At 73.4% G+C, this 15,814-nt stretch carries 12 protein-coding genes; 3 read left to right on the top strand and 9 right to left on the bottom strand.

Annotated elements, in window-relative coordinates; genetic code table 11:
* The first annotated feature begins 86 nt into the window (after window positions 1-86).
* Together AC068B_RS01270 and AC068B_RS01265 are read left to right on the top strand one after the other, a co-directional pair.
* The gene (locus tag AC068B_RS01270) at window positions 87-3,080 is read left to right on the top strand and encodes a bifunctional [glutamine synthetase] adenylyltransferase/[glutamine synthetase]-adenylyl-L-tyrosine phosphorylase (RefSeq protein WP_478668193.1); all 2,994 of its coding nucleotides are present in this window, start codon (window positions 87-89) and stop codon (window positions 3,078-3,080) included.
* A 118-nt stretch (window positions 3,081-3,198) separates the two neighbouring features.
* The gene (locus tag AC068B_RS01265) at window positions 3,199-4,389 is read left to right on the top strand and encodes an eCIS core domain-containing protein (RefSeq protein ID WP_478668192.1); all 1,191 of its coding nucleotides are present in this window, start codon (window positions 3,199-3,201) and stop codon (window positions 4,387-4,389) included.
* On the opposite strand, the gene AC068B_RS01260 is transcribed toward AC068B_RS01265, so the two are convergent.
* The 3 genes from AC068B_RS01260 to AC068B_RS01250 form a co-directional block, all read right to left on the bottom strand.
* Window positions 4,382-5,248, bottom strand: coding sequence for a phosphatase PAP2 family protein (locus AC068B_RS01260; RefSeq protein ID WP_478668191.1), 867 nt, complete (start codon window positions 5,246-5,248; stop codon window positions 4,382-4,384). The genes AC068B_RS01265 and AC068B_RS01260 overlap by 8 nt on opposite strands.
* A gap of 106 nt (window positions 5,249-5,354) precedes the next feature.
* Window positions 5,355-6,380 (bottom strand): LacI family DNA-binding transcriptional regulator, encoded by a 1,026-nt coding sequence (locus AC068B_RS01255; RefSeq protein ID WP_478668190.1) that lies wholly within the window; start codon window positions 6,378-6,380, stop codon window positions 5,355-5,357.
* Window positions 6,381-6,405: 25 nt separating this feature from the next.
* Window positions 6,406-8,055 carry a glycoside hydrolase family 13 protein gene (locus AC068B_RS01250; RefSeq protein WP_478668188.1) on the bottom strand — a complete coding sequence of 550 codons (1,650 nt, stop codon included), beginning with the start codon at window positions 8,053-8,055 and terminating at the stop codon, window positions 6,406-6,408.
* A 272-nt stretch (window positions 8,056-8,327) separates the two neighbouring features.
* Between AC068B_RS01250 and AC068B_RS01245 the strand changes: the two genes are divergently transcribed.
* Entirely contained in the window at window positions 8,328-9,986 is a 1,659-nt protein-coding gene (locus AC068B_RS01245; protein ID WP_478668187.1) for a SpoIIE family protein phosphatase, read from the top strand.
* Here AC068B_RS01245 and AC068B_RS01240 read toward each other — a convergent pair.
* From AC068B_RS01240 to AC068B_RS01215, 6 genes are all read right to left on the bottom strand, one after another.
* Window positions 9,983-10,498 (bottom strand): GNAT family N-acetyltransferase, encoded by a 516-nt coding sequence (locus AC068B_RS01240; protein ID WP_478668185.1) that lies wholly within the window; start codon window positions 10,496-10,498, stop codon window positions 9,983-9,985. The genes AC068B_RS01245 and AC068B_RS01240 overlap by 4 nt on opposite strands.
* Window positions 10,495-11,184 (bottom strand): TetR/AcrR family transcriptional regulator, encoded by a 690-nt coding sequence (locus tag AC068B_RS01235; protein ID WP_468559883.1) that lies wholly within the window; start codon window positions 11,182-11,184, stop codon window positions 10,495-10,497. Before AC068B_RS01235 ends, AC068B_RS01240 begins: the two co-directional genes overlap by 4 nt.
* Before the next feature lie 67 nt (window positions 11,185-11,251).
* Window positions 11,252-12,322: a PDR/VanB family oxidoreductase gene (locus AC068B_RS01230; protein WP_478668183.1), complete on the bottom strand. Its 1,071-nt coding sequence runs from the start codon at window positions 12,320-12,322 to the stop codon at window positions 11,252-11,254.
* A gap of 1 nt (window position 12,323) precedes the next feature.
* Window positions 12,324-13,238, bottom strand: coding sequence for a metal-dependent hydrolase (locus tag AC068B_RS01225; protein WP_356266512.1), 915 nt, complete (start codon window positions 13,236-13,238; stop codon window positions 12,324-12,326).
* A 58-nt stretch (window positions 13,239-13,296) separates the two neighbouring features.
* Complete coding sequence (locus tag AC068B_RS01220) at window positions 13,297-15,222, bottom strand: hypothetical protein (RefSeq protein ID WP_478668182.1); 1,926 nt, start codon at window positions 15,220-15,222, stop codon at window positions 13,297-13,299.
* 47 nt (window positions 15,223-15,269) lie between these two features.
* Complete coding sequence (locus AC068B_RS01215; RefSeq protein WP_478668181.1) at window positions 15,270-15,773, bottom strand: tetratricopeptide repeat protein; 504 nt, start codon at window positions 15,771-15,773, stop codon at window positions 15,270-15,272.
* Window positions 15,774-15,814: the final 41 nt, after the last annotated feature.

The following is a 15,814-nucleotide window of genomic DNA, read 5'->3' as shown; positions in this document are numbered from 1 at the left end:
TGCGCAGGGTGTCGCGGGGCGGCCGGGCGCCGGTTCGCCGGGGAGGCCGTAGGCTCGGGCCGAGGGGTGATCGAACGGAGGCTCGCATGACGGTGCCGCAAGGGCGACGGAGCAGTACGTTCACGCGGCTGCTGCGGCACGGCTTCACCGACCCGTCCGCCGCGGAGCGGCTCCTCGACGACCCCGCGCTGAGCGCCGTGCGCGACGACCCGCTGCTCCTGGACGCGCTCGGCGCCACCGCCGACCCCGACCTCGCGCTGCTGGGCCTCGTCCGGCTCGTGGAGGGGCAGGACGACGACCTCGGCCGACGGGAGCTGCTCGACACCCTCGTCACCGCGAAGCCCCTGCGCGACCGCCTCCTCGGCGTGCTCGGCGCCTCCGAGGCCCTCGCCGACCACCTGGCCAGGCACCCGCTGGACTGGCGGGCCCTCGTCACCTACGAATCGGCCGACCTGCACCCCGGCGTGGAGGAGTTCGAGCGGGGCCTCGCCGACGCCACCGACCCGGTGTCGCTGCGCGTCGCCTACCGCCGCTGCCTGCTCTCCATCGCGGCACGCGACGTGTGCGGCACGACCGACGTCGCCGAGGCGGCGGCCGAGCTCGCGGACCTCGCCACGGCGACGCTGCGGGCGGCCCTCGCCATGGCCCGCGCCGCGGCGCCCGGCGACGCCGCGCAGTGCAGGCTCGCGGTGATCGCCATGGGCAAGTGCGGCGGCCACGAGCTCAACTACGTGTCCGACGTCGACGTCATCTTCGTCGGCGAGGCCGTCGACGGCGCCGACGAGGACAAGGCGATGCGGGCCGCGACCCGGCTCGCCTCGCACATGATGCGGATCTGCTCCGAGACGAACGTCGAGGGCACCATCTGGCCCGTCGACGCGAACCTCCGCCCCGAGGGCCGCAACGGCCCCCTGGTCCGCACGCTCTCCAGCCACCTCGCGTACTACCAGCGCTGGGCCAAGACCTGGGAGTTCCAGGCGCTGCTCAAGGCCCGCCCGGTCGCGGGCGACCTCGCGCTCGGCGAGGAGTACGTCACCACGCTCGCGCCCCTCGTCTGGCAGGCCGCAGAGCGCGAGAACTTCGTGCCCGACGTGCAGAAGATGCGCCGCAGGGTCGTCGAGAACATCCCGGTGGGCGAGGTCGACCGGGAGCTGAAGCTCGGCCCCGGCGGGCTGCGCGACGTCGAGTTCGCCGTCCAGATGCTGCAGTTGGTGCACGGCCGCGGCGACCGGTCGATCCGCAGCGGGTCGACGCTCGTCGCGCTCCAGGCGCTGGGCGCGGGCGGCTACGTGGGACGCGTGGACGCCGCCCAGCTCGACGACGCGTACCGCTTCCTGCGCGCCCTCGAACACCGCATCCAGCTCTACAAGCTGCGCCGCACCCACCTCGTGCCCGAGGGCGACGCGGACCTGCGGCGCATCGGCCGCTCCCTGGGCATGCGCACCGAGCCGATCACCGACCTGGGCCGTGCCTGGAAGCGGCACACCTCCGTCGTGCGCCGCCTGCACGAGAAGCTCTTCTACCGCCCCCTGCTCGACGCCGTCGCCCAGCTCGCCCCCGGCGAGACCCGGCTGAGCACCGAGGCGGCCCGCGAACGCCTGGTCGCGCTCGGCTACGCGGACCCCAGCGCCGCGCTCAGGCACCTGGAGGCGCTGGCGTCCGGCGTCACCCGCAAGGCGGCCATCCAGCGCACCCTGCTGCCGGTCCTGCTCGGCTGGTTCGCGGACTCCGCCGACCCGGACGCGGGCCTCCTCGGCTTCCGCAAGGTGTCCGACGCGCTCGGCAAGACCCCGTGGTACCTGCGGCTGCTGCGGGACGAGGGCGCGGCGGCGGAGAACCTCGCCCGCGTCCTTTCCGCCGGACGCCTCGCCCCCGACCTGCTGCTGCGCGCCCCCGAGGCCGTCGCCCTGCTCGGCGACCAGCGGGGCCTCGAACCGCGCGGCCGCGGCCACCTGGAGCAGGAGATCCTGGCGGCGGTGCGCCGCGCGGACGGCGCCGAACAGGCCGTGGCGGTGGCGCGCGGGGTGCGGCGCCGTGAAATGTTCCGCACCGCGGCGGGTGACCTCGTCCGCTCGTACGGTACGGAGGACAGCCCCGCGGAGGAAGACCCCGGCACGCTCGTGGACCGGGTGGGCGACGCGGTGTCCGACCTGACGGCCGCCACGATCGCGGGCACGCTGCGTGCGGTCGTCCGCGAGGGCTGGGGCGACACGCTCCCCACCCGCTTCGCCGTCATCGGCATGGGCCGCTTCGGCGGCCACGAGCTGAGCTACGGCTCGGACGCGGACGTCCTCTTCGTGCACGAGCCGCGCGAGGGCGCCGACGAGCAGGAGGCGGCGAAGGCGGCGGCCAAGGTCGTCGCCGAGATGCGCCGGCTGCTCCAACTGCCGTCGGCCGACCCGCCGTTGCTCATCGACGCCGACCTGCGCCCGGAGGGCAGGAGCGGCCCGCTGGTGCGCACCCTGCGCTCGTACGAGGCGTACTACCGCCGCTGGTCCCTGGTCTGGGAGTCCCAGGCGCTGCTGCGGGCCGAGCCCGTCGCGGGGGACGAGGAGCTGGGGCGCGCCTTCATCGGCCTCGTCGACCCCCTGCGCTATCCGGCGGAGGGCCTCGGCGAGGACGCGGTCCGCGAGATCCGCCGCCTCAAGGCCCGCATGGAGGCGGAGCGGATGCCGCGCGGCGCCGACCCGACGCTGAACGCGAAGCTGGGCCGCGGCGGCCTCTCCGACGTCGAGTGGACCGTCCAGCTCCTCCAGCTGGAGCACGGCTGGGCCGAGCCGGGGCTGCGCACGACCCGCACCCGGGAGGCCCTGGCCGCGGCCTGCGCGGCGGAGCTGATCCCGACGCAGGACGCGGCGACCCTCGACGAGGCGTGGGTCCTCGCGGCCCGGGTCCGCAACGCGGTCATGCTGGTGCGCGGCCGGGCGGGCGACACGTTCCCCTCCGACGGCCGGGAACTGGCGGCCGTCGCCCGCTACCTGGGATACGACCCGGGCCACGTGGGCGACATGCTGGACGACTACCGGCGCATCACGCGCAGAGCGCGGGCCGTGATGGAGGAGCGCTTCTACGGGGCGTGAGGCCGGAGCGCCGCGCGCACTGCCCCAACAGACACCGGACGCTGCCCTTGCGCACCTGGTCCGGCGGCCGCTCCATGGCGTATTCAGGAAGCGTACGATCCGTCTGCCTGGAGGCCCCATGCGTGCCCGTGAAACCGCCCGACCCGCCGACGGTGAGCGAGCAGGCCGCGCACCGGCCCGTCCCGCCGCGTCGCCGTCGAGCGCGGGCGGCGGCATGACCGCTCAGGAGATCACTGCGCTGCAGCGCACCGCGGGCAACGCGGCCGTCGTCCAGGCGGTGCAGCGGTCCGCCGTCCACGACGTGCTCCGCGGCGGCGGGCGGCCGCTCGACACGGGCACCCGCACCGACATGGAGGCCCGCCTCGGCGCGGACTTCTCCGACGTCCGCGTCCACGACGACAGCGCGGCGAAGGCCTCCGCGGCCGAGGTCGGCGCCCGCGCCTACACCTCGGGCAGCCACGTCGTCATCGGCGACGGCGGCGCGGACCGCCACACGCTCGCCCACGAGCTGACACACGTCATCCAGCAGCGGCAGGGCCCGGTCGCGGGCACCGACCACGGCAACGGGCTCAAGGTGTCGGACCCGTCCGACCGGTTCGAGCGCGAGGCCGAGGCGAACGCCCACCGGGTCCTTTCGGGTCCGGCGCCCGAGGCCCACACGGAGGCGGCCCCGGACGGGCGCGCGGCCACCGAAGGCACCGAGGTGCAGCGCGCCCCGAGCACCCAGACGGCCCCGCGCGTGGACTGGAATCAGCTCCTGAACACCATCGTCGGCCAGGACCGTTCGCTCGCCGGGTTCCAGTTCGGGTCCGAGTGCCGGAACAACGGCGGCAACAACCTCATCTCCCGGCCCGTGGAGGTGACCGTCAGCGCCGGCGGCACCACCGCCAAGCTGGCCGTCCACCTCAATGTGATGCTCACCAGCGGCGGCGAGGTGCGGGACCGCAAGAGCGGCGATTCCACCGCGGCGATCAGGGGCTCCCTCTTCCACCTGACGGCACGCCCGATGGCGGGCCAGAACCTGATCCACGAAGCGGGCGCGTCCAGCCTCACGGCGATGGAATCCATCCACGTGGGCCGCAACAACGCCGGAGGCTGGGACAACCGCTCCGACAACACCCTGGCCCTCGCCAGCGCCGTGAACGTGCCGCGCGAGGCGCTCCTCGACGCGCTGAACGCGAAGTACCCGCACAGCGGTATCGAAGACCTGATCGAACGCTTCAAGAAGGACGTCGGCCGCGCCGTGATCCACGGCCTCGCCCCGGACGTCGTCCACGTGAACTGGGACGGCGACGAGTCCTTCAAGTAGGGCCGGGACCGCCCCGCACCGCCACCTCGCGCGGCAGCGCATAGGGCATCGAGCCGTACCAGAGACGGGCCACCGCGAAGCCGAAGGCCAGGCAGATCATGCCGCCGACCGCGTCGAGCCAGAAGTGGTTGGCGGTGGCCACGATGACCACGAGCGTCGCGACGGGGTAGAGCAGGCCGAGCACCTTGGCCCACGGCACCGAAGCCAGGGCGAAGATCGTCAGGCCGCACCACAGGGACCAGCCGATGTGCATCGACGGCATCGCCGCGTACTGGTTCGACATGTTCTTCAGGTCGCCGGAGGCCATCGAGCCCCACGTCTGGTGCACGACCACCGTGTCGATGAAGTGGGTGCCGTTCATCAGGCGCGGCGGGGCCAGCGGGTAGAAGTAGTAGCCGAGCAGGGCCACCGCCGTCGTCGCGAAGAGGACGAGGCGCGTGGCCGCGTACCGCCCGGGATGCTTGCGGAAGAGCCACACCAGGACACCGAGCGTGACGATGAAATGCAGGGTGGCGTAGTAGTAGTTCATGCCGACGATGAGCCATGTCACCGAGTCGACGGCGTGGTTGACGCTCTTCTCGAAGGCGACCCCCAGATCGCCCTCGACGCGCCAGATCCAGTCCGCGTTGCTCAGCGCCTGCGCCTTCTGTTCCGGCACGGCGTTGCGGATCAGTGAGTACGTCCAGTAGCTGACCGCGATCAGCAGGATCTCGAACCACAGACGGGGGCGGCGGGGGGTTCTGAGCCGACGGAAATGACGCAGCACATTCTGCCCATTGCGGCCGTTCTTCTCGTCCGCGATGGGTGATGCAGCGGGCCTTTCCTGGCCCTCAAGTGTCGTCACGGTGGTCTCACCCATAGGGACAGAGTCTGCCAGATCCCCACCCTTCGACCGATCATCCCTTGGTCGCGTTCGGACCGCATTCTCTACGACGCAGGAAGGAGACAGCGTCCCTGAGGTGACCCTAGGGGCGCCTGGGGCCCGATGCCGTTGAACCCCGAACCACCAGTTCGGGCATGAAGACGAATTCGCCGGGCGGCGCAGGGGTGCCGCCGATCTCCTCCAGGAGCGTGCGCACCGCGGCCTGGCCCATCGCGGGCACCGGCTTGCGCACGGTGGTCAGCGGCGGGTCCGTGAAGGCGATCAGCGGCGAGTCGTCGAAGCCGACCACCGAGACGTCGTCCGGCACCTCCAGGCCGCGCTGGCGCGCCGCCCGTATCGCCCCGAGCGCCATCATGTCGCTGGCGCACGCGATGGCCGTGCAGCCGCGGTCAAGGAGCGCGGAGGCTGCGGCCTGGCCGCCCTCCAGCGTGTACAGGGAGTGCTGGACCAGCTCCGTCCCGACGGCGTCGGGGGACAGGCCCAGCTGGTCCGTCATCGCGCGGACGAACCCCTCGATCTTCCGCTGGACGGGCACGAAGCGCTTCGGCCCCAGGGCCAGCCCGATGCGGGTGTGCCCCAGGGAGACGAGGTGGGTCACCGCGAGCCGCATCGCCGCGCGGTCGTCCGGCGAGACGGCCGGTGCCTGCACCTTCGGCGAGAAGCCGTCCACCAGGACGAACGGGACGCCCTGGGCCCGCAGCTGTTCGTAGCGGTGCATGTCGGCCGAGGTGTCCGCGTGCAGCCCCGAGACGAAGATGATCCCCGCGACCCCGCGGTCGACCAGCATCTCGGTGAGCTCGTCCTCCGTGGAGCCGCCGGGGGTCTGCGTGGCGAGCACCGGCGTATACCCCTGCCGGGTGAGGGCCTGCCCGACGACCTGCGCGAGCGCGGGGAATATCGGGTTCTCCAGCTCCGGCGTGATCAGCCCGATCAGGCCCTCGCTGCGGCGGCGCAGCCGCACCGGGCGTTCGTAGCCGAGCACGTCGAGCGCGGCGAGCACGGACTGGCGGGTGCCCGCGGCGACGCCCGGCTTGCCGTTGAGCACGCGGCTTACTGTCGCTTCGCTGACCCCCGCCTGGGCTGCGATGTCGGCTAGCCGTGCGGTCACAGGATTGGACTGTACCGGTCGGGTCTCAGGCTGCCCACCAGACCGCCGAATCCGCCGGAAGCACGGTCCGCCCGGCGCCGGGCACGACCTCCGTGCTCGCGAGGAGCGGCGTGCCGGGCGTCGGCAGCGCGACGGGCGACGCCGAGAGGTTCACCGTGCACACGAAGGAACCGGCGGGGGTGACGCGGCGGAAGGCCAGGACGCCGTCCGGCGAAGGCAGCCACGCGATGTCGCGGCCCGCGCCGAGCGCCGGATGCGCGCGGCGCACGGCCAGCGCGCGGCGGTAGAACTCCAGCGTCGACGCCGGATCGCCCGACTGCGCGGCCACCGAAAGGTCCTTCCAGGAGTCCGGCTGCGGCAGCCAGCTCGGGCCGCCCTCGCGGGGCCCGAAGCCGAACGGCGCGCGCTCCCCGGACCACGGCAGCGGCACCCGGCACCCGTCGCGCGTGCCGTCCTGCCCCGCGCTGCGGAAGAACGCCGGGTCCTGGCGCACCTCGTCCGGCAGCTCCGTCACCTCGGGCAGGCCGAGCTCCTCGCCCTGGTACAGGTACGCGGAGCCGGGCAGCGCCAGCATCAGCAGCGTCGCCGCCCGCGCCCGGCGCAGACCGCGGGCCTCGCTGCCGTCGGCGAAGCGCGTCGCGTGGCGTACGACGTCGTGGTTGGAGAGCACCCAGGTGGCGGGCGCGTCCACGGCGTTCATCGCGGTGAGGGAGCGGTCGATGACCTCGCGCAGCGAGACGGCGTCCCAGCCGGTCGTCAGATACTCGAAGTTGAAGGCCTGGTGCAGCTCGCCGCGGCGCAGGTACCGGGCGCTGCGCTCGACCGTCGGCGTCCACGCCTCGGCGACGGCGATCCGCCGCCCCCCGGCCCCCTCCCCGTACGCGTCGAGGATCCCGCGCCAGTCGCGGTAGATCTCGTGCACGCCGTCCTGGTCGAAGTACGGCACGGCCTGCTTGCCGAGCAGCTTGACCTGCTCCGCGTGGCCGATGTCCGGCAGGCCCGCCGCCTTCACCAGGCCGTGCGCGACGTCGATGCGGAAGCCGTCGACGCCGAGGTCGAGCCAGAAGCGCAGGACGGAGCGGAACTCGTCGTGGACGTCCGGATGCTCCCAGTTGAAGTCGGGCTGCTCCGGTGCGAAGAGGTGGAGGTACCACTGCCCGTCCTCGACCCGGGTCCAGGCGGGACCGCCGAAGACGGACTCCCAGTCGTTCGGGGGCAGTCCGCCGTCCGCGCCCCGGCCCGGCCGGAACAGGAAGCGGTCGCGGGCCGCGGAACCGGGGCCCTCGCGCACCGCGCGCTCGAACCACTCGTGCCGGTCGGAGCAGTGGTTGGGCACGATGTCGACGATGACGCGCAGGCCGAGCGCGTGCGCCTCGCCGATGAGGCCGTCGGCGTCGGTGAGGGTGCCGAACATCGGGTCGACGGCGCGGTAGTCCGCCACGTCGTACCCGGCGTCGGCCTGCGGCGACGCGTAGAAGGGGGAGAGCCAGACGGCGTCCACGCCCAGGTCGCGCAGGTACGGCAGGCGGGCCGTGATGCCGGGCAGATCGCCCATGCCGTCGCCGTTCCCGTCGGCGAAGCTGCGCGGGTAGACCTGGTAGATGACGGCGTCGCGCCACCACTCTCCTGCGGACGAGGAATCGGTGGCGGGCGCGGCGGTGACGTGCTGGGTCATGTGGTCCCTCAGGACGGGCGGGGCGGTCGGAGTCTCCGGTAGAACGCCCGGCGGAACGCGAAGGTCACGAGCGTGTCCCCCGCACCGGTGGCGTCACGGGCCGGGCGGGCCGCAGATTCTACCGCCAAGTACCCCTCGTACCACGGAAGTTCTTTCAGCTTCACCGATCCCGGTCGGAGCCGCACATCGTCTCCCGCCGGGTGCGCCGGAGCGCTAACTTGGTCGGGCAGGCCCGCGGGAGGTCTGCCCCACCAGCCCCAAAGGGGCCCCGTGTGAGCGCGAAAGCCAGAGCAGGCACCACGATCCTGGTGGTGGACGACGTCGCCGCCAGTCGATATGCGCTGGGCGCGGTCCTGCGCAGGGACGGCCACCGCGTCGTCCTCGCCGCCAGCGCGGGCGACGCCCTCATCGAGCTCGACGTGCGCCGCCGCGCGGGACGGCTGCCCGACGTGGCGCTCGTCGACGTCGGCCTGCCCGACATGAGCGGCTTCGACCTGTGCCGCCGCCTCAAGGAGACACCGCCGTTCGCCGCCCTGCCCGTCGTGCACTTCTCGGCCGCCCGGATAGCCCCCGCCGACCGGTGCCTCGGCCTGGACGCGGGCGGCGAGGCCTATCTGACGGTGCCCGCCGAACCCGAGGAGATCCAGGCCGTCGTGCGCGCCGCGGCCCGCGGCGCACGCCACCGCAGCGACGCCGAGGCGCAGGCCGGGCACCTGACCCGGCTCGCCGAGACGATCCTCGCCGTCCAGTCGGCCCGCTGCCCGCGCGAGCTCGCCGAGGCCGCCGCGGTCGGCACGGCCCGCCTCACCCACGGCCCCGCCGCGGCCTTCGTCATAGGCGACGACGGCGAGCTCCACCGCAGCCTGTCCCGGCGCAGGGCGCACGCCGCACTGCCCGACGAGGGCGCGCACGACGCGGTGGTGCGCCTGATCCAGCGCCGCATGACGGGCCACGTCGGCGTGCACGACACCGTCGTGCCCGCACCCCTGTGGCCTGCGGGCTTCTTCCACGCCGAGCCGTCCGACGGCTCCGCGCGCCCCGTCGGGGCCCGCCTCGCCATGGCCCGCGCCCACGAAGGTGCCGCGCCCGTCTGCCTCGCCACACCCGTGTACGACCAAGGACCCGCACCCGGCACCGGGCGGTTCGTGGGACGGCTCGCCCACGCCACCGCGGTCGCCGCCGAACGACTGCTGATGTACGAGATGGAACGCCACATCGCCCTCACCCTCCAGCGCAGCTTCCTGCCCGCGCACGTGACGCAGACCCCCGGCACCGAAGTCGTCGTCCGCTACGAACCCGCCACCCGCGACACGGAGATCGGCGGCGACTTCTACGCCTCGCTGGACACCTCGCAGGGCCTCCTCACCGGCATCGGCGACGTCGTCGGCCACTCGCTGGAAGCCGCCACCGTCATGGTCGAGATCCGGCACGCGCTGCGCGCCTACTGCATAGAGGATCCCGACCCCAGGACGCTCGCCCAGCGCCTCGACAGCATGCTGCAGCGCTACCACCCCGAAGTGACGGCCACCCTCTGCCTGGCCCTCGTCGACCCCGCCACCGGCCGCACCCGCGTCGCCAACGCCGGGCATATCCCGCCCCTCGTCGTCGCCGACGACGGCACCGCCCACTACCTCAGGGCGTGCGGCCCGCTGCTCGGCCTCGGCCTGGACAGGCCGCCGCCCACCGAGACGGTCCTGCGCCCCACGGACCGGCTCCTCCTGGTCACCGACGGGCTCATCGAGACCCGCGGCACCGACCTCGCCGAATCCATGGAGCACCTGCGCACGGTCGCGGCCGAAGCGCCCCTGGGCGTCGCGGCCCTCTGCGACACCCTGCTCGCCTGCCTGGGCCACGGCCGCGACGACGACATCGCGCTCCTCGCCATGCGGCTGCGCGCCGATGGCCAGGGCCCTTCCGGCGACCGGTCCTAGCCGACCGGCCGCTCCATGAGCAGCACGCCGTACGGGGCGCCGTCCGCGGCGGCCTTGTCCGGCAGCTCACCGACGAGCGCGTATCCGGCCTCTTCGTAGTACGTGCGCAGGCGGGGGTTGGTCACCACGACGTCCAGGCGGCTCAACTCGCGGCCCGCCGCCGCTATCCGGCGCTCGGCGTCCCTGAGCAGCGAGCGGCCCGTGCCCGCGGGTGCCCCGCGCCGCGTCATCAGCCGGTGCACGTACCCGGCGACCGGCGGCTGCGCGCCCCACGCCTGCTCGTCGGTCCACCACAGCTCGTACGCGCCGAGGGCCCCCGACCCGTCGTACGCGAGCCACACCTCCGCCGTCGAGGAGCCGATCACCCGCTCGAAGTGCCGCTCGTCCTTGGCGCCCGGCTTCCACTGGTCGATGCCGTGGTCCAGCATCCAGCGGGCCGCACCCTCGTAGAGGCCGGTCAGGAGGGCCGCGTCGCCGATGTCCGCGCCGCGGAAGGTCAGTTGTGCTGTCATGGGGCCAGTGTGGCAAGCCGTTCGAGGAGTTCCGCGAAGGGGCCGTCGGCCGGTTCCGAGGCGAGGACCTCGCGCAGCAGATCCGCCATCCCCTTGTCGTAGGCGGCGCTCACCGCGGCCAGCGCCGCGAAGTCGTGCACCAGCTGCAGCTCGAGCTCCGCGCGCGGGATGCGCCGGCCGTCCAGCCAGATCAGCGCCGTCGACTCGGCGAGGGAGATCCAGGACCGCACGACGAGTTCGAGCCTTGCGGACGGCTCGGTGACGTCGAGCTGGACGAGGACCTGCTCGTACGCCGCCTGGCGCACCGAGTCGACCAGTGCGTTCGTCGTCGAGGAGCCGACCGCGGGGCCGCCCCGCATCAGCGCGGAGAAGCCGGGCCCGTGCTCGTCGACGAAGGAGAAGAAGCGGCCCATCACCCGCAGCAGCCGGGCCCCGGGCGGCCCTTCGCGCGGCTCCACGAACCGCCCGGCCAGGTCGTCCGCCGCGCGGCGCAACGCCGCCTCGTACAGGCTGAGTTTGCCGGGGAAGTAGTGGTAGACCAGCGGGCGCGAGATGCCCGCGGCCGCTGCTATCTCGTCGATGGACACGTCGTCGGGGGAGCGGTGGCTGAACAGTTCGAGCGCGACCCCGATCAACTGCTGCCGCCGCTCCTCGACACCCATCCTGCGGCGCACCCCGGTTGTCATGCGAACACCTTACCGAGCAGAACCGGCCCCACCACCGGCCGGTCCCCGTCCGCCCCGGACGCCCGCCTCACATGTCCAGGACGAGCCGCTCGCCGCGCGCCCGCGAGACGCAGATGAGCATCGAGTCCGCCCGCTCGCCGTCCGTGAGCAGCTCGTCGCGGTGGTCTATCTCCCCTTCCACGACGCGCTGTTGGCACGTTCCGCAGAATCCCTGCTCGCAGCTGTACGCGGTGTTGGGCAGCTCGGCGCGGACGGCGGCGAGCACCGTGGTGTCCGCGGCGACCGCCACCGTGCGTCCGCTGCGCCGCAGTTCGACCTCGAACGCGGCGTTGCCGTCGGTCGAAGTGCGTGGCGTGAACCTTTCGAGGTGCAGCGAGCATCCGTCGGGCAGGACGGCGTCGACGGCGTCCATCAGGGCCTCGGGACCGCACACATGGACGGCCGCGCCCCGCGGGGTTCCGGCGAGGAAGGCGGCCAGGTCCGGCCGTCCCGACTCGTCCTCGGCGACCACGGAGACGCGCCCGCGCCCGGCGCCGCCGAGCTTCTCCACCTCTTCGAGGAACGGCATCGACGCACGGGAACGCCCCCCGTACAGCAGCCGCCACTGCGCCCCGGCCGCCTCGACGGCCCGCAGCATCGGCAGGATCGGGGTGATCCCGATGCCGCCCGCCACGAACACGTACGACGCCGCGTCGGCCAGCGGGAAGCGGTTGCGCGGCCCGCGCACCTCGACCTCGACGCCCTCCCCGAGCTGCTCGTGCACCTCGCGCGAGCCGCCCCTGCCGCCCTGGTCCGCGGTGATCAGACGGGTCGCGACGGTGTACGAGGAGGTGTCCTCGGGGTCGCCGCAGAGCGAGTACTGCCGCACGAGCCCCGACGGCAGCACGACGTCGAGGTGGGCTCCGGGCTGCCATGCGGGCAAGTCCCGTCCTTCCAGGCGCAGTTGCACGACTCCTTCGGCGACGGTCTCGTGCCGGGCGACGCGCAGCCGCAGGGCCCGGGAGCGCGGCTGCCCGGAGATCGGCTCCTCCAGGGCGGGCAGCGGCCACAGCGGGGAGGCCCCGATGCGGCGGCGCATGGCCCGCCTGGTGAGCAGGGCGACGCCCGCGACGAGGGCGACGGTGCGGATGCGGGGCATGTCAGGCGGTCCCCTTCTCGGCGGCGAGCGCCGCGACGGCGGCGGGCGAGGACGCGAGGTAGGCGGCGGCCTGCTCCGTGCTGCCCTCCTGCGAGGGGTGGTAGGCCCGGCTGAGGTAGCGGGGGATGGAGCGGATCATGTCGCCGGTGGAGGGCAGGGTCCCCGCCTGTCCGCTGCGGTAGAACTCCTTGAAGCTCGCCCTGCCGTCGACGAGCGTCGGGTCGTTCTCCATGAAGAACCGCGCCCCGCGCTGCCAGAGGAAGACCAGGGCGCTGAACGCCGTCGCCCAGGTCCTGGCCCGGCGCCGGTAGCCGCCGTCGACGTGCATGAACAGCTCGAAGGCGACGGACCGGTGCTCGACCTCCTCCGCGCCGTGCCAGCGCAGCAGGTCCAGCATCGTGGGGTCGGCGCCCCTGCGGTCCAGCTCATCGGCGTTGAGCACCCAGTTGCCGAGGAACGCGGTGTAGTGCTCGATGGCCGCGATGATCGCGACGCGCTCCATCAGCCACCACTGGCGCGGCTTGCCGGGCGGCAGCGTCCGGTCGCCGAGCAGCTTCTCGAAGAGCCAGTCCACCTGGGCGGTGTACGGCGTCGGGTCGAGCCCCTGCTCCTTGAGGTGCGGAAGCACCTCGTCATGGGCCTGCGAGTGCATGGCCTCCTGCCCGATGAACCCGATGACGTCCTCGCGCAGTCTGTCGTCGCGGATCAGCGGCAGGACCTGCTTGTAGACGTGCACGAACCAGCGCTCACCGGCGGGCAGCAGCAGGTGCAGCACGTTGATGGTGTGTGTGGCGAACGGGTCGTTCGGGAGCCAGTGGAGCGGGGTGTTCTCCCAGGAGAAGGAGACGTTGCGTGCCTTGAGCGCGATGTGCTCGGACGCGACGGGCTCGGGCGCCCGGCTCTGCGTATTAGACATGGCGTCAATGTACTGATGGGTAGTTCAGCGGTACAGGGGTCTGCGCGGGTAACTTCCGTCAGCGGAGCGTCGTGACCTTCGTTCCGTCGGCCAGTCGGCCGGTGAGCCGGGCCTTCGTGGACCGCTCGGTCCGCGCCGCAAGGACGTTGCCCACCGCGCGCTCGCCGCCGGACGCGGTGACGGACGTGACGTTCTTGCTGCCCGCGCCCAGGAGGTACCAGGAGCCCGCCCGGGACTTCCACAGCACGCCCGCGAGGACCTTCGGATCGCGGCTGCCGCAGGCGGGGGAGTCCTCGGCCTTGGCGGCGACGGCGCCCGCGGGCCCGTCGGAGGTCTGGAACTGGGCGAGGATCCGGCTGCCCTCGCCCCGCCAGGTGTCGGCGCGGGTGCAGACCCAGTCGGCGGCGCCGTTGGCCTCGGGCAGGACCTGCCGGGCGTACGTCCACGAGTTCACGGAGCGGACGCCGTGCGAGCGCACCGTGGCGAGGGAGCACGCGGACTTCGACCACTCGGCGGGCGTGGCCTCGCGAGGGGCCTGCGGGCGGCCCGCGGTCAGATGGGCGGGGACGAGCTCGCCGAGGTCGGTCGACATGCGCACCGCGCCCGAGTCGTCGCGCAGCCGCAGCGCGTTCCACGTGGTGCAGGCGCCGGACTGCACGGGACCTGAGAAGGGGGCGGTGACGCCGTCCGCGGAGCGGCGCAGCGCGACGGCCTTCGCGGCGGGCTTCAGCAGGTCCTGCACCCCCGCGGCCTTGATCCACGGAGCGGTCAGATAGCGGATGTTCCCGTCGGCGCGGTCGACGACGACGGCGTTCGCCTCGGTGCCGGTCGCGCCGTCCACGCGTGCGAAGTCGAGGGCCGCGCCGCCCGTGCCCTCCTTCGGCTCGGCGTACCGCACGATGCGCAGGCCGTCGTAGAGCAGCACCACGCGCGCGGAGTCGACCTCGCCCGCGTAGAGCAGCCGGGCGGGTCCGGGCGGCGCCCCGGCCGCGGTGCCCGGCGTCGCCGAGACCTGCACGGACTCGCCGGGGCGGGCCCAGACGGCGAGGGCGCGGCGGAGCAGCCCCTTGTCGCCGATCAGGTCTCCGCGCGCGGGCCACACGGAGAAGTCGGTACGAGCGGAACGTTTCCACGCCCCCGCGGATGCCGTCGTCAGCTGCCCCGGATCGAGGGCTGCCTGACCGGCGGGGTTCTGCGCGTAGGGCGGGGCGGCGGCGCCGTCCGGTCCCCAGCCGTCGCCCGGCAGCCCGAGCAGCGCCCCGCAGACCAGCACGGCGACGGCCGCGATGCCCGCGGCCTTCATGTGCTGCCTGCGCCGCATCAGGTCGGTCGGCCTCGCCTGCAGCGAGCAGGGGTCGAACTCGGGGGACCCGAGCAGGTCGTACCGGGCCTCGACGCCGTCGGCCTCGTCCAGCGCGTCCTCGGGGTCGTCGCAGCCCGCGGCGGCGAGCACGGCACACACGCCGTCGTCGTCGAGCCCTTCGAGGCCCCGCAGGACGTAGGCGGCGCGGGCGTCGCCCGACAGGGCGGACAGGCGCTGGTCCAGGGCGAGTTCGTCGGCGCCTCCCGAGCGCGGGAAGAGCCGCAGCCCCCGGACGTGCGGCAGCAGCGGCGGCAGCTGGGCCCGCTTGGGCCAGGAGTTCCAGCGCAGGGGGAGTCCGGCGTCGAGGGCGCCGCAGAGCACCTGGAGCCGGATGTACGCGTAGGCGGGATCGCCGAGCGCCCGCGCTCTGTCGCCCTCGCCGCCCCCTCCCTGCTGGCCGGGGACGGCCGCTTCCCCCGTCCTGCGGCTGCGCGGCAGGGCGCGCTGGGTCAGGGCGTGGGCGGTCAGGACCCGGCGGTTGCGGCCGAGGCTCGGTGGCAGCACGAGATACGCGAGCCGGACGAGCCGCGGGTAGTGCTCGACGAGGGCGGCCTCGGCCTGCTCCACGTCGACCACCGGGGTGGGGCGGCTGGACTTGGGGGACTTCGATGGAGACTGCACATTCGACGACACGTTCAGCAAAACGAGCGAATCGTCGGATGGTCACCTCATGACGGGACGTCCGCCACGAGCTCGCGGGCGTAATTGGCCATCGACCTCTGGTAGCGCGGCAGATGAGGGGCGAGGGCGCCGAGCACGAGGGCGAGGCCTTCGCGCTCGCGGCCGAGGTTCGCGAGGCACAGGGCGAGGCAGGCCCGCAGCGCGTCCTCCAACTCGCCCTCACCCCTCTCCAGTTCGGCGGTGAGCAGGGCGGCGCCCTCTTCGGCCCGCCCGGTGTTCCGCAGCGAACTCGCGAGCTGAACGGCCGTGCGGCGCCTGCGGTATCCGTCGAGTCCGCGCTCCAGGGCCTCCTGGTAGAGCGGCACGGCCCGGTCCGAGTGCCCCGTGGAGTCAAAGGCACTGGCCCGCTCGAAGAGCCCGACGGGGTGCCCTTCCGGCAACTCACCCGCGAGCCCGTCGATCACTGCCCGGAACTCCCCGGCCCTGTCCTCCTCATAGGAGTCCAGCGTCCCCCAGGCAGCCTCGACCCGCTTCTCCCAATCCGCATCCATCCCCCCACCCTGGCACCCCCTTCCCCCCACGTCACGCCCTT

Source organism: Streptomyces sp. NPDC042371, assembly GCF_056437465.1.
Note: the sequence above shows the minus strand (reverse complement) of the source record. Positions and strands in the feature narration are given on the sequence as shown.